Here is a 15,038-nt window from a genome sequence, read left to right as displayed (position 1 = left end):
CCGCCGCGTCAGCCCAGCGCCTTCATCCAGATGACCACGGCCACGGCCCCCGCGTCCGGAACCCCCTTCGCGCGCTCACCCAGGTAGCTGGCCCGGCCCAGTCGCGGCGACATGCTGGCCGTCGCCTCCGCGCCCTGCTCCGCCGCGCGAACCGCCTCCGCCCACGCCTCCCCCAGCCCCTTGCCCTCGCGAACGGCCCGCGTGAGCACCACCGACGCCGGGTGCAGCGCGTCCACCATCGTCCGGTCCCCGGGCTTCGCTCCGCCCAGCTCCGACACCGCCTCCACGCCCACCTCGAACGCCTTCGCCCAGGCCAGCGCATCCACCGGCTTGCTCGCCAGGAAGCGCGCCGCTCGCAGCAGCGCCGTCGCGTAGAACGGCCCGGAGCTGCCTCCGATGTTCCGGCGCAACGCCTGCCCCAGCTCCGTCAACGCGCTCGACGGCGTGGCCCACGCCTTCTCCGGCAACGCGCGGATCGCCGCCGCGCCACGCGCCAGGCTCAATCCCAGATCACCATCCCCCGCCTTGCTGTCCAGCTCCGTCAGCCGGGCCTCCGCAGCGTCCCACGCGTCCGCCACCGCGAGCGCCGCGGCGCGCACCCGCGCCATCACGGGCTGCGGCTTCGGGTGCCCCTCCACCGTCGGCAGCGCGGCTCGAGTGGGCACCACCTGCCGCTGCTTCACCACCTGCCCCCGCCCCGGCCACGCCGGCGCCTCCGTGGGCGCGTCCAACCGCGCGAGCCGCGCGTCATCCACCTTCAACACCGTCAGCGAGCACCCCGGCATCTCCAACGCCGACAGGAACGTGCCCTGCCACGCCCGCTCCACCTTCACGCCCCGCTCCGCCAGGAACGCCAGCGCCCGGCGCGTCACGATGGCCAGCTCCATGGGCGGCGTGCCTCCCAACCCGTTCACCATCAACGCCACCCGGTCGCCCCGGCCCACCTTCCGGTCCTCCACGATGATGGACAGCATCGTGTCCGCCAGCGCGTCCGCCGGCTGCAGCTCCACGCGGCGCACGCCCTGCTCGCCGTGGATGCCCAGTCCCAGCTCCACCTCGCCCTCCCCCAGCGAGAAGCCCGGCCGGCCCGCCGCGGGCACCGTGCACGGCCCCAGCGCCACGCCCATGCTGCCCAGCGCCGCCGCCGCTTCCGCCGCCTCGCGCGCCACCTCCGCCAGCGACGCACCCGCCGCCGCGGCGGCGCCCGCGACCTTGTGCACCAGCACCACGCCGGCGATGCCCCGGCGCCGCTCGGGCTCCACCGTGTCCCGCAGCGCCACGTCGTCCGCCACCACCACCACTTCCGTCGGAATCCCCTCGGCGCGCGCCAGCTCCGCCGCGAGCCCGAAGTTGAGCCGGTCCCCCGTGTAGTTCTTCACGATGAGCAGCGCCCCCGCCGTCCCCGCCACCGCGCGGATCGCCGCCAGCACCGCGTCCGTGCTGGGTGACGTGAACACGTCCCCCGCCACCGCCGCGTGCAGCATCCCCGTCCCCACGTAGCCCGCGTGCGCCGGTTCGTGCCCGCTGCCCCCGCCCGACAACACCGCCACCTTCCGCGCCCCCAGCGCCGCCGGCACGTCCGCGCGCACCACCACCGTCTCCCCCTCCAGCAACGCCTGGCCCGGCGCCAGCGCCACCAGTCCCTCCAACATCTCCTGCACCACCGCGCGCGGCGCGTTGACGAGCTTCTTCACCAGCGACTCCTTGGACGGAATGAACAGGGGCGGACTGCGCTCGGCGCCCACCCTTCCGCCGCCCCCGCAACCCGTCAAGCCGCGCGAACGTCACCAGCCCGCCGGGAGACGGATGCGTCACGGAACCCGCTTTCCCATTGACTCCAGAGGCCTCATGATGTTGATTCTCATTATCATTCTCTTGGTCGCGGTAAGTCACGGCGGGCCAACACCAAACGTGTCAGGTCCCGGCGAAGCCCTGCCTGGCATCCCCGGGCCGAGCCAGGGCCGTCGTGTGTCTGGGTTCAGGTGATTGTCTTGAGTGCTCCATCCCCCGCCCCGCGTGAGCGCACGCTGTTGTGGCTCCTCGCGGCGGTGCAGTTCACCCACGTCGTCGACTTCATGATGCTGATGCCGCTGGGCCCGCTGCTGATGCAGCGGCTCTCGCTGTCGGCGACGCGGTTCGGAGCGCTGGTGTCCGCGTACACGCTCGCGTCCGCGGCCATGGGCGTGCTGGGGGTCTTCTGGTTGGACCGCCTGGAGCGCAAGCGCACCCTGCTCATGCTCTACGCGGGCTTCATCGCCGCCACGCTGCTGTGCGGCGCGGCCACCGGGGCCACGGGCCTGCTCATCGCTCGCACCGTGGCGGGTGGCTGCGCGGGGTTGATGGGCGCGGTCGTCATCGCCATCGTCAGCGACGCGGTACCAGCGGAGCGCCGGGGCCAGGCCATTGGCACCGTGATGACGGCCTACGCGCTGTCCGCCGTGGCCGGCGTGCCGCTGGGCCTGGGCCTCGCGAACCTGGGCGGCTGGCGCTCGCCGTTCATCGCGCTCGCGGGACTCGCGGGCATCGTGTGGCTGCTGTTGCTCCGCTTCCTGCCTCGCATGGATGGGCACCTGTCCCAGAGATCCGGCACCGCGGGCTTCACGCCCCGGCTGGCGCTGGGCTGGGGCCTCACCTTCACCGTGGTGTTCGCCAGCTTCCTGCTCATCCCCTATCTGGGCGCCTTCATGGTGGGCAACGTGGGCCTGTCCCTCACGGACCTGCCGTGGGTGTACCTGGCGGGCGGCGCGGCCACCTTCGTGAGCTCGCGCTGGATTGGCCGCATGGCGGACCGGCTGGGCCCTGCTCGCGCGCTGGCGTTGCTGCTCGTCGCCACCATGGCGCCGCACCTGCTCTTCACGCACCTGCCGCCCTCCCCGCTGCCGGTGGTGGCCGTCGTGTTCGTGCTCTTCATGACGCTCACCTCCGGCCGTGCCATCCCCACCATGGCGCTGGTCGCTTCGCAGGTGCCGCCGTCGCTCCGCGGCCGCTACCTCGCGGTGAACATGGCCGCCAGCGACGGCGCCTCCGGGCTCGGCGCGTGGATGGGCGGCCTGCTGCTCACCTCCGCTCCGGACGGCACGCTCCTGGGCTTCGCGCGGCTGGGCTGGCTGGCCGTGGCCGTCTCCGCGCTCGCGCTCGGGCTGCTCTGGACCTTCGTGGGCCGCGCAGTGCGGCTGGACGCGACACCCGCGCCCTGAATCCCTCTCAACCCCTCACCAGGACCCTTGCATGTCCCAGACAGCACCCCGTCATCCGTCCCTGCCTCGCCCCATCGTCGGTGAGCTCAAGCTGGAGCGCTCCAACCAGCTGCTCGCCGAGGCCCGCAAGTGGGTCCCCGGCGTCACCCAGACGATGATGAAGAAGCCGGACCACTTCGCGCCCGGCGCCTTCCCGGTGTTCCTCGCGAAGGGCCACGGCGCGCTGGTCGAGGACGCGGACGGCCAGGAGTACATCGACTTCATCCAGGCGCTGGGCGCCAACATGCTGGGCCACAACCACCCGGCCGTGGTGGAGACAATCCGCAAGCATCTGACGGAGGGCATCATCCACTCGCTGCCCACGCCCGTGGAGGTCTCCTCCGTGAAGGCGCTGGTGGAGGTGATTCCGGGCGCGGAGATGGCCCGCTTCTTCAAGACGGGCGCGGACGCCACCTCCGCCGCCGTGCGCCTGTCGCGCCACCTCACCGGCCGCGAGCACATCGTCACCGTGGGCTACAACGGTTGGCACGACCACTTCATGTATGACACCCCGGGCGTGCCCCCGACGGTGGCGAAGCTCACCACGCGCCTGCCCCTGTTCACGCCGCCGGACGAGCCCGCGCTCATCGAGCACATCGAGAAGCACGGCGCCCAGCTGGCCTGCGTGCTGCTGGCCTTCCCGTACAACCGCCCCGTCACCCGCGAGTTCCTCCTCCAGGTGAAACAGACGTGCGCGAAGCACGGCGTGCTGTTCGTCCTGGACGAGGTCGTCACCGGCTTCCGCCTGGCCCTGGGCGGCGCGCAGCAGTTCTTCGACATCCAGGCGGACTTCGTCACCGTGTCCAAGGCGCTCGCCGCGGGCATGCCCCTGTCCGCCATCGCCGGCCCGGAGAAGTACCTCTCCCGCCTGAGCGAGCTGCAGGTGTCCACGACCTTCGGCGGAGAGATGCTCTCTCTCGCCGTCTGCGAGGCCGTCATCCACGAGTACCGCCGCACCAACCACGTGGAGCACATCGCCAGCCTGGGCCGCCGCCTGCGCGACGGCGTCAACGCCCACGCGCGCGAGACGGGCTCCAGCCTGGAGGTCATCGGCTACGACGCCGTGCCCTTCTTCCGCTTCAGCAAGGCCGTCCCCGAGCACATCGAGAAGATGATCCCCTTCCAGGCCGGCATGGCCCGCCGGGGCGTCATCCTCCGCCGCGACCTGAACTTCATCAGCGCCGTGCACACCGTGGAGCAGATCGATCACACCATCGCCGCCGCCGGCGAGGTGCTCCGCGAGACGGCCGCGCACGCCAAGGCCAGCGCGGCCTGAGCCTGAAACATTCCGCGCGTGAAGTCAGACATCTGCGGTTCCATGCTTGAGCCTCCTTGACAGGAATTCATGACCATGGCACTTCCCGGCCTCAAAAATGAGAATGGTTCTCATTTTCATTCAAAGAATCAGGACGAGCGGCAGATGTCCTCGACGACGGGATACGCGGTGGTGACGGGCGCGGCGCAAGGCATTGGCGCGGCGGTCGCGCGCAAGCTGGCGCGCACGATGCCCGTCGCGGTGTTCGACCAGAACGCCGCCGGACTGGAGCTGCTGGTGGCGGAGCTGCGCCAGCAGGGTCTGAAGGCCGCCGCGTTCCGCGTGGACGTGCGCGACAAGGACGGCATCGAGGACGCCATCGCGTCCATCGAGTCCAGGCTGGGCCCCATCCAGGTGCTGGCCAACGTGGCGGGCATCCTGCGCATGGGCTCCGTGCTCACGCAGAGCGACGAGGACTGGCTGTCCACCTTCGCGGTCAACACCCACGGCGTGTTCCATGTGTCGCGAGCGGTGGCGAAGCACATGGTGCCCCGCCGCTCGGGCGCCATCGTGACGGTGGGCTCCAACGCGGCCGGCGTGCCGCGCATGCAGATGGCGGCCTACGCGGCGTCCAAGGCCGCCTCCACCATGTTCACCAAGTGCCTGGGATTGGAGCTGGCCCAGCACGGCATCCGCTGCAACGTCGTGTCGCCCGGCTCCACCGACACCGCCATGCAGCGGGGCATGTGGACGGACGAGTCCGGCCCCGAGCGCGTCATCCAGGGCTCGCTGGACACCTACCGCACGGGCATCCCGCTGCGCCGCATCGCCACGCCGGAGGACATCGCGGAGGCCGTGGTGTTCCTCGCGTCCGAGCAGGCCCGGCACATCACGATGCACGACTTGTGTATCGACGGCGGCGCCACGCTGGGCGTCTAGCCCGCGACGTCCGCCTCCCTGAAGCAGCCCTTCCCTCCCCCGGGACGGACACCCGTCTGTCCCGCCATCGCCCCGAGTTGAGAATGATTCCTGATACCAAAATCACTGAGCGGCAGCCGGACGCGCGGACGGTGGACGGCGTGGTGGGCGCGCCGGCCGTGGCGCGGGAGCCGGAGCAGGAGGCGCTCTCGTCGCGGCTGTTGCGTGACTACGACGCGGGCGCGTTCTTCTTCGCGTCCCCCAAGCGCACCATGCTGGCGCGCGGTGTGTTCGCGACGGTGCCGGACGCGGGCGGGGGGAACTCGCTGGACGGCCTGCCGGAGCGCGTGACCTCGGTGCTCAACGCCTCGCGGGACGCGGCGCATGACATCCCGGTGGCGGAGGGGGCGGTGCCCTTCGACGGCAAGGTGGCGGCTCACCTGGTGGTCCCCATGACCCTCCAGCGCGCGGGGCCCATGGTGTTCGATGGGGCCAACACCGCCCGGTCTCCCCTGGCCGGCCAGTACACGCTGCGGCCCGTGCCGGAGCCCTCCGCGTACAAGGACGGCGTGGCGGCGGCGCTGAAGCTCATGCAGCAGGGCCCGCTGCGCAAGGTGGTGTTGTCGCGCTCGCTTCACGTGGACACGGCGGCGCCGGTGGACCTGCGCCAGCTGCTGCACAACCTGGCCCGGCGCAACCCGCATGGGTACACGTTCGCGGTGGACCTGCCGCAGCGCGCGGACGCGGCCCCCGGCGTGGGCCGGCGCACGCTCATCGGCGCGAGCCCGGAGCTGCTGGTGGCGCGCTCGGGCCTCCAGGTCTTGGCCAATCCGCTGGCGGGCTCCGCCGCGCGCAGCCTGGACCCCGTGGAGGACCAGGCGCGGGCCACGCGGCTGATGGCGTCCCCCAAGGACCTGCACGAGCACGCGGTCGTCATCGACGCGGTGGCGGAGGCGCTGCGGCCCTTCTGCAAGACGCTGGATGTGCCCAGGGGCCCGTCGCTCGTGAGCACCCAGACGATGTGGCACCTGTCCACCCGCATCACGGGTGAGCTGAAGGATCCGTCCATCACCTCGCTGACGCTGGCGCTGGCCATGCACCCCACCCCGGCGGTGTGTGGCCATCCGACGGCGCTGGCGCACGAGGCCATCGGGAACCTCGAGCCGTTCCACCGTGGCTACTTCACGGGCACCGTGGGCTGGTGCGACGCGAACGGCGACGGTCAGTGGGCCGTCACCATCCGTTGCGCGGAGGCCGACGAGCGCACCCTGCGGCTGTTCGCGGGCGCGGGCATCGTGGTGGGCTCCACGCCGGAGGCGGAGCTCGCGGAGACCGAGGCCAAGTTCCGCACCATGCTCCAGGCCATGGGCCTGGGCCTCGAGGTGCAGCCGTGAGCACCTCTCGGGAACACCTGCCCGGCTGCCCCACCTGGCCGGAGGACTTCGCCCGGCGCTATCGCGAGGCGGGCTACTGGCGCGGGGAGACCTTCGGCCAGCTCCTGCGCGACCGCGCGCGGGACTTCGGGACGCGCACGGCGCTGGTCGGCGGCGCGCACCGCTGGACGTACGCGGAGCTGGACGCGCGCGTGGACCGCATGGCCGCGGGTTTCCACGGACTGGGCATCCGCTCGCGCGACCGCGTGGTGGTGCAGCTGCCCAACGTGCCGGAGTTCTACGAGGTCATCTTCGCGCTGTTCCGCATGGGCGCGCTGCCGGTGTTCGCGCTGCCCGCGCACCGCGCGTCGGAGATCGGCTACTTCTGCGCCTTCACTGAAGCCGTCGCGTACGTCATCCCGGACCGCTTCGGCGGCTTCGACTACCGGGGTCTCGCGGATCAGGTGAAGGCCGCCACGCCCACGCTGAAGCACGTGCTGGTGCTGGGGGCCGCGGGCCACCACACCGCGCTCACCTCCGTGCCCGCCGAGCCCATGGCGCTGAAGGGCCCGTCGCCTTCGGACGTGGCTTTCTTCCAGCTGTCCGGTGGCAGCACGGGCGTGCCCAAGCTGATTCCGCGCACGCACGACGACTACATCTACAGCCTGCGCGCCAGCGTGGACGTGTGCCGGTTCACCCCGGAGACGGTGTACCTGTGCGCGCTGCCGGCGGCGCACAACTTCCCGCTGTCCTCCCCGGGTGTGCTGGGCACCTTCCAAGCCGGTGGCACGGCGGTCATGGCGCTGAACCCCAGCCCGGACGTGGCCTTCCCGCTCATCGAGCGTGAGCGCGTCACCGTCACGGCGCTGGTGCCGCCGCTGACCATGGTGTGGCTGGACTCGTCGTTGGCGAAGAAGCACGACCTGTCCAGCCTGAAGGTCCTCCAGGTGGGCGGTGCGCGCTTGAGCGACGAGGCCGCCGCGCGCGTGCGCCCCACGCTGGGCTGCGCGCTCCAGCAGGTCTTCGGCATGGCCGAGGGACTGGTGAACTACACGCGGCTGGACGACCCGGAGACGCGCATCGTCACCACGCAGGGCCGCCCCATGTCGGACGCGGACGAACTGCGCGTGGTGGACGACGACGACGTGCCGGTGGCGCCCGGCGAGACGGGGCACCTGCTCACGCGCGGGCCGTACACCATCCGCGGCTACTACAAGGCGGACGCGCACAACGCCAAGGCGTTCACGACGGACGGCTTCTACCGCACGGGCGACCTGGTGCGCCTGACGCCCGAGGGCGACCTCGTGGTGGAGGGGCGCGCGAAGGATCAGATCAACCGGGGCGGCGACAAGGTCGCGGCGGAGGAGGTGGAGAACCATCTCCTCGCCCACCCTTCCGTGAGCGACGCCGCGGTGGTGGCCATCCCAGACAAGTTCCTGGGAGAGCGCACCTGCGCCGTCGTCATCCCCCGAGGCGAGGCCCCCGCCCCCTCCGCGCTCAACGCCTTCCTGCGCCAGCGCGGCCTGGCGTCGTTCAAGATCCCCGACCGCATCGAGTTCGTCGCGTCCTTCCCCCAGACGGGCGTCGGCAAGGTCAGCAAGAAGGCGCTGCGCGACAGCCTGCGCCAGTCCCTCTCCACTCCTTCTCCCTGAAACAGGAGCCCTTCATGGCACTGCCTGCCATTGCCCCCTATTCCATGCCCGGAGCCGCGGACCTGCCCCGGAACAAGCTCGCCTGGACGCCGGAGCCCCAGCGCTGCGTGCTGCTCATCCACGACATGCAGCACTACTTCGTGGACGCCTTCACGCAGGGCCAGTCTCCGGTGACGGAGCTGGTGGCCAACATCCAGCGCCTGCGCGAGCACGCGGTGAAGCTGGGCGTCCCCGTCGTCTACTCCGCGCAGCCGGGAGACCAGACGCCGGAGCAGCGCGGCCTCCAGCTGGAGTTCTGGGGCCCGGGTGTCCGCGCCGGTCCGAAGCAGCAGATCATCGAAGCGCTCACCCCGGCCGAGGGCGACACCGTCCTCACCAAGTGGCGCTACAGCGCGTTCCGCAACACGCGCCTGATGGACCTGATGCGGGACATGGGCCGCGATCAGCTCATCATCTGCGGCATCTACGCGCACATCGGCTGCCTGCAGACGGCGAGCGACGGCTCCATGAGTGAGATCCGTCCGTTCCTCGTCGCGGACGCGGTGGCGGACTTCTCGCTGGAGAAGCACCGGATGGCGCTGGACTACGCGTCGCAGCTGGTCGCGTTTGTCGCCACCACGCAGCAGGTCATCGACGCGATGCCCGTGCAGGCGGCTGTTCCAGCGGTGGACCGCGAGCAGCTTCGCGCGGCCGTGGCGGAGCTGCTGATGGAGTCCGCTTCCGCGATTGGCGAGGACGACAACCTGCTGGAGCGCGGCATGGACTCCATCCGCCTGATGAGCCTGGTGGAGCGTTGGCGGCAGGGCGGCACGGAGGTGTCCTTCGTGGAGCTCGCGGAGAAGCCGACGCTCACGGACTGGTACGCGCTGCTCGCCGCGAAGCAGCCGGTCGCGATGGCCCCTGGCGCTCGCGTCTCATAACCCGCCCTTCTTCCACTTCGGAGTTCCCCCCGTCATGCACCCATCCCAGGACAACCGCCCGCTGACCGCGGCCCAGCACGGCATCTGGGTGGGGCAACAGCTCGACCTGAAGAGCCCCGTCTACAACGCCGGGGAGTGCATCGAGTTCCGGGGCGCCGTGGATCCGGTGCGCTTCGAGTCCGCGCTTCGCAAGGCGGTGGCGGACGCGGACGCGCTGCACTCGCGCTTCGTCGCGGGTGGGGACGGTCCGGTCCAGCGCATCGACGCGGGGACGGACTGGACGCTCCAGCGCGTGGACCTGAGCGGCGAGGCCGACCCATGGGCCGCCGCTCAGGAGTGGATGTGGAAGGACCTGGGCCGCACGGTGGACCTGGGCACGGGGCCGCTGTTCGCGCAGGCGCTGCTCACGGTGGGGCCGGAGCGGTCGTTCTGGTTCCAGCGCATCCATCACATCGCCATGGATGGGTATGGCTTCTCGCTGCTCGCGCGGCGGGTGGCGGAGCTCTACACGGCGGAGGTGACGGGCAAGGCGGCGCCGGCGGGGTTCAGCCGGTTGGGTCCTGTGCTGGATGAGGACGTCGCGTACCGGAACGGCCCGCAGCTTCAGAAGGACCGCGACTTCTGGGTGGGGAGATTCGAGGACGCGCCGGTGCCCGCGCTGCTCGCGGAGGCGGCGCCCATGTCGTCGCGGTTCCTGCGGCGGTCGGAGCACCTGCGGCCGGAGCTGATGGCGGCGTTGCAGGCGGGCGCGAAGCAGGCGGGCGTGAGCTGGTCCGACCTGGTGCTGGCCGTGACGGCCATCTACCTGCACCAGCGCACGGGTGCGCCGGAGGCCGTGCTGGGACTGCCGGTGATGGGCCGCCTGGGTTCGGCGTCGCTGCGCGTGCCGTGCATGGCGATGAACATCGTGCCGCTGCGCATCGCCGTGCGTCCGGACGCGGGGCTGTACGCGCTGGCGCGCGACGTGGCGGCGGAAATGAAGGCCGCGCGGCCGCACCTGCGCTATCGCTACGAACAGCTCCGGCGAGACCTGCGGCTCGTGGGTGGGCAGCGAAAGCTGTTCGGTCCCGTCGTCAACATCATGCCGTTCGACTACGCACTGGACTTCGCGGGCGTGCCGGGCACGGCGCACAACATCTCCGCGGGTCCGGTGGAGGACCTGTCGTTCGGTTTCCATGCGCGTTCGGGAGGGACGGCGCTGCGCGTGGACCTGGACGCGAACCCCGCCTGCTACACGGAGGCATCGCTCGAGGAGCACCAGCGAGGATTCCTCCAGTTGCTGGAGTCGTTGCTCGCCCAGCCTGAGCAGCCGGTGCGGCGGGCGGCGGCGGGCGCGGTGGGCTCCGTGCTGGACGGCGGTCCGGTGCCAACGGTGCGCCCGGTGCTGGAGCTGCTGAAGGCGCAGGCCGAGGTCCGTCCGGGCGCGATTGCGCTGGAGCACGGCTGCTGGAGGATGACCTACCGCGAGCTGGTGACGGCATCGCAGGCACTGGCGTCGCGGCTGGTCGAAGCAGGCGTACGGCCCGACACGGCGGTGGCGGTGAAGGTTCCGCGAGGCATCGACGCCATCGTGTCCAGCCTGGGGATCCTGTTCGCGGGCGCGGGCTACCTGCCCATCGACCCAACCGGTCCGGCCACGCGCAACGCGGCCATCCTCCAGGACGCACGGCCCGCCGTGATGGTGATGTCCGAGCGCCCCTCGCCCGACACGGATCCGACCGCACCGGGCGTCCTCGTCGTGCAGCGCCTGGAGCAACAAGACGCCACCGATCCCTCTTCCAACCCGGAGGCCCGGCTCGCGTACGTCATCTACACGTCCGGCTCCACGGGCCAACCGAACGGCGTGCAGATCACGCACGGGGCCCTGGCCCACTTCGTCGCGGGTGCGACGCAGCGCTACGGCGTCGGTCCCGAAGACCGAGTGCTCCAGTTCGCCCCGCTCCACTTCGATGCCAGCGTGGAGGAGATCTTCGTCACGCTGTGCGCGGGTGGACGGCTGGTGCTGCGCACGGATGAGATGCTCCAGTCCGTGCCGCGCCTCATGGAGTCCTGCGCCGAAGCAGGCATCACCCTGCTCGATCTGCCCACGGCCTTCTGGCACGAGCTGGCCTACAGCCTGTCCACCGGCGCCGCCCGGCTGCCCGACGCGCTTCGCACCGTCATCATCGGTGGCGAAGCCGCGCTCCCGGAGCGCATCGCCCGCTGGCGGGACGTCGCGGGCGACCGCGTGCACCTGCTCAACACCTACGGCCCCACCGAGGCCACCGTCGTCGCCACCGTCGCCGAAATCGCGGGCCCGAACGCCCTGCCCTCCGGTGACGAAGTCCCCATCGGCCGCCCGCTGCCCGGAGTTGTCGCCGCCGTCATCACGCCGCAGGGCCGGCTGGCCGCTCCCGGCAAGGAAGGCGAGCTGTGCTTGATGGGCGGCGCGCTCGCTCGCGGCTACCTGGGCCGCCCGGAGCTGGACGACGCCCGCTTCACCCGCTTGGACGCAGTGGACGGCTCCCCCCGCGCCTACCGCACCGGCGACAAGGTGCGCGTGCGCGACGACGGCCAGCTGGTGTTCGTGGGCCGCGTGGATGACGAGTTCAAGATCAGCGGCCACCGCATCGACCCGGGCGAAGTCGAAACCGTGTTGCTGAAGTACCCCGGTGTCCGTGAGGCCGCCGTCGTCGGCCAGGTGCTGCCGGGCGGGCCCCGCCGGCTGTGCGCGCACCTCGTTGCCTCGCCCGAGCCCTCGCCCGCGGAGCTGCGCAAGCACCTGCTCACGGCGCTCCCCGCCCCCATGGTGCCCAGCGCCTTCGCCTTCGCGGAGCGGCTGCCTCGCACCAGCACCGGGAAGATCGACCGCAAGGCCCTCCAGAACGCGATGCCCGCGGACGAGAGCGCCGCGCTGCTCGCCTCCGCGACGCCCATGGAGCGCACGGTGCTGGAGGTCTGGGAACAGGTCCTGGGCCGCGCCGCCACGTCACTTCAGGATGACTTCTTCGAGCTGGGCGGCCAGTCCCTCCAGAGCATCCAGGTGGCCAACCGCCTGGGCATCGCCGTGGGCCGCGACGTCCCCGTCGCCACCGTCTTCAAGCACCCCACCGTGTCCGGCCTCGCCCAGGCGCTCCAGGGCGGAAGCACGGGCGGCGTGGAGACCGGTGGCCTCACACCCGCCATGCTCGCGGACGCGGAGCTGGGCGAGGACATCGTCCCCTCCTCCACGGCCGAAGCCTGGGCGCGCGAGCTGCCGCGCCGGTCCCAGGGCTTCCGTCAGGTCCTCCTCACGGGCGCCACCGGCTTCGTCGGCGCGCACCTGCTGCACCAGCTCCTCACCCGCACGGACGCGCGCGTCATCTGCCCCGTCCGCGCGAAGGACGAAGCGCAGGCCATGGAGCGGCTGCGCTCGGCGCTGACCGGCCAGAAGCTGCCCACGGAGGGACTGGAGGCGCGGGTGCTCGCGCTGCCGGCGGACCTCTCCCAGCCGATGCTCGGCCTGGACGCCACGCGCTTCCGCAACCTGGCCGCCGAATGCGACGCCGTCATCCACAACGCCGCCGTGGTCAGCGTCGTGCGCGAGTACGGCAGCCTCCAGGGCGTCAACGTGCGCGGCACGCGCGAACTGCTCAAACTGGCCGCCGCCGTCCGCCCCAAGCCCTTCCACTACGTGTCCACGCTCGCGGTGGCTCCGCAGGCGAACCTGTCCCCGGACGTGCCGGAGGCGTTCGTCCCCGCGCACCCCGGCCTTCGCGACGGCTACCAGCAGTCCAAGTGGATCGCGGAGCGGCTGGTGCAACAGGCCTCCGAGCGCGGCCTGCCCGCGACGGTGTACCGCCTGGGCCGCGTGGTGGGCGCGCCAGACACCGCGCTCGTCAATACGCAGGACCTGGTGTGGCGCATCGTGCTCGCGGGCCTGCCCGTGCGTGCCCTGCCACTGCTGGACGTGGGCGAGGTCTGGACGCCCGTGGACTTCGTGGCCAGCGCCATCGTGCAGCTCGCCCGCGCGTCGCATCCTGGCGCCGTGTTCAACGTGACGCCCGCCGAGGAGGTGCGCCTGTCCGAGCTGTTCGGCTGGGTGCGCGACTACGGCTACCCGCTGGACCTGTGCCCCGTCCCGGAGTGGCGCGACCGCGTCGCGAAGGGCTCCGGCGGCCACGACGCCACGCTCGCGTTCTTCGACCTGCGCAGCGGGGACTCCACCCCGGCCTTCGGCCTGGGCCCCATCCGCTGTGAACGGCTGCTGGCCGCGCTGGAGGGCACCGGCGTCCGCTGCCCGCCCACCGACCGGAAGCTCCTCTACCGCTATCTCGACTCCTGCGTCGCGCAGGGAATCCTGCCCCCGAAAGTGACGGCGCTCCCGTGACGAACAGCCCCTGGTCCCCCTCCTCCTGGCGGGCAAAGCCGGTCCGCTACATCCCCGACGACTACCCCGACCTCGGAGCCCTCGCGCGCGTGGAGGCGGAGCTCGCGCGGCTGCCGCCCCTGGTGCACGCCGAGGAGGTCCGCCGCCTGCGCGAGGCCCTGGGCCAGGTCGCCGAGGGCAAGGCCTTCCTCCTCCAGGGTGGCGACTGCGCGGAGAGCTTCAAGGAGTTCTCCGCCGCGAACGTGCGCGGCACCTTCCAGCTGCTGCTCCAGATGGCGGGCGTGCTCACCTTCGCGGGCGGCTGCCCCGTGGTGAAGGTGGGCCGCATCGCGGGCCAGTTCGCCAAGCCGCGCTCCAACGCCACGGAGACCCTCAACGGCGTCACCCTGCCCAGCTACCGGGGCGACATCATCAACGGCATGGAGTTCGACGCGCGCGAGCGCACGCCGGACCCCCAGCGCCTGCTGCGCGCCTACCACCAGTCCGCGGAGACGATGCAGCTGGTCCGGGACTTCGCGCGCGAGGGATACACGGACCTGACGCGGCTGCTGGGACACCGGCCGGAGTCCGAAGGCGCCGTGCGCCCCGTGGACTTCTTCACCAGCCACGAAGCCCTGCTCCTCAACGTCGAACAGGCGATGACCCGCGCCGATGAAGCCACAGGCGGCTGGTACGACACGTCCGCGCACATGCTCTGGATTGGCGAGCGCACCCGCCAGCTGGACGGCGGCCACGTGGAGTTCATGCGCGGCATCCAGAACCCCATCGGGCTCAAGTGCGGTCCCACGATGGAGCCGGACGACCTGGTGCGCCTCATCGACACGCTCAACCCCCAGGGCATCCCGGGCAAGCTCACGCTCATCGGGCGCTTCGGTTCGGATCAGGTCGCCGCGCGCCTGCCCCGCCTGATGGCCGCCACCCGGCGCCACGGCAGCCCCGTGGTGTGGTCCATCGACCCGATGCACGGCAACACGCACAAGGCCAGCAACGGCTACAAGACGCGCTCGCTGGAGCGGATCCTCGCGGAGGTGATGGGCTTCCTCCAGGTCGCCGCCGCCGAGGGCGTCCACCCCGGAGGCCTCCACCTGGAGATGACCGGCCAGGACGTCACCGAATGCCTGGGCGGCCCGCTGGACGTGTCCGAGGACGACCTCTCCGACCGCTATCACACGCACTGCGATCCGCGGCTCAACGCGGACCAATCCCTCCAGCTCGCGTTCCGCGTCGCGGACGGCCTTCACACGACGGTGAAGGCTCCCCAGGACCGCGCTGCCTGATTGCCATGGAGCCTTGACAGCCCAGACAGCGTGCGGCTAAACGTCGCGCCGTTGAAAAT

At 71.5% G+C, this 15,038-nt stretch carries 9 protein-coding genes; 8 read left to right on the top strand and 1 reads right to left on the bottom strand.

The features are described 5' to 3' along the window. Positions 1-8 precede the first annotated feature (8 nt). Positions 9-1,694 (bottom strand): dihydroxyacetone kinase subunit DhaL, encoded by a 1,686-nt coding sequence (dhaL, locus tag D7X96_RS09940; protein WP_121769611.1) that lies wholly within the window; start codon positions 1,692-1,694, stop codon positions 9-11. A gap of 288 nt (positions 1,695-1,982) precedes the next feature. Between dhaL and mxcK the strand changes: the two genes are divergently transcribed. From mxcK to D7X96_RS09900, 8 genes are all read left to right on the top strand, one after another. Continuing rightward, positions 1,983-3,197 carry a myxochelin export MFS transporter MxcK gene (mxcK, locus tag D7X96_RS09935; protein ID WP_120546992.1) on the top strand — a complete coding sequence of 405 codons (1,215 nt, stop codon included), beginning with the start codon at positions 1,983-1,985 and terminating at the stop codon, positions 3,195-3,197. A gap of 31 nt (positions 3,198-3,228) precedes the next feature. Then, positions 3,229-4,512: a myxochelin B biosynthesis transaminase MxcL gene (gene mxcL, locus D7X96_RS09930; RefSeq protein ID WP_121769587.1), complete on the top strand. Its 1,284-nt coding sequence runs from the start codon at positions 3,229-3,231 to the stop codon at positions 4,510-4,512. Between the two features lie 144 nt (positions 4,513-4,656). After that, entirely contained in the window at positions 4,657-5,430 is a 774-nt protein-coding gene (locus tag D7X96_RS09925; RefSeq protein ID WP_120546994.1) for a 2,3-dihydro-2,3-dihydroxybenzoate dehydrogenase, read from the top strand. A gap of 83 nt (positions 5,431-5,513) precedes the next feature. Continuing rightward, positions 5,514-6,803 (top strand): isochorismate synthase DhbC, encoded by a 1,290-nt coding sequence (gene dhbC / locus D7X96_RS09920; protein ID WP_244219519.1) that lies wholly within the window; start codon positions 5,514-5,516, stop codon positions 6,801-6,803. Further along, positions 6,800-8,434, top strand: a complete 1,635-nt coding sequence (locus D7X96_RS09915) for a (2,3-dihydroxybenzoyl)adenylate synthase (protein WP_121769586.1) — start codon at positions 6,800-6,802, stop codon at positions 8,432-8,434. Before dhbC ends, D7X96_RS09915 begins: the two co-directional genes overlap by 4 nt. Positions 8,435-8,448: 14 nt before the next feature. After that, positions 8,449-9,354, top strand: a complete 906-nt coding sequence (locus D7X96_RS09910) for an isochorismatase family protein (protein WP_121769585.1) — start codon at positions 8,449-8,451, stop codon at positions 9,352-9,354. A gap of 34 nt (positions 9,355-9,388) precedes the next feature. After that, entirely contained in the window at positions 9,389-13,702 is a 4,314-nt protein-coding gene (gene mxcG, locus D7X96_RS09905) for a myxochelin non-ribosomal peptide synthetase MxcG (RefSeq protein WP_121769584.1), read from the top strand. Then, positions 13,699-14,979 (top strand): 3-deoxy-7-phosphoheptulonate synthase class II, encoded by a 1,281-nt coding sequence (locus D7X96_RS09900; RefSeq protein WP_121769583.1) that lies wholly within the window; start codon positions 13,699-13,701, stop codon positions 14,977-14,979. Before mxcG ends, D7X96_RS09900 begins: the two co-directional genes overlap by 4 nt. Positions 14,980-15,038: the final 59 nt, after the last annotated feature.

Source organism: Corallococcus interemptor (assembly GCF_003668875.1).
GTDB classification, from domain to species: domain Bacteria; phylum Myxococcota; class Myxococcia; order Myxococcales; family Myxococcaceae; genus Corallococcus; species Corallococcus interemptor.
Note: the sequence above shows the minus strand (reverse complement) of the source record. Positions and strands in the feature narration are given on the sequence as shown.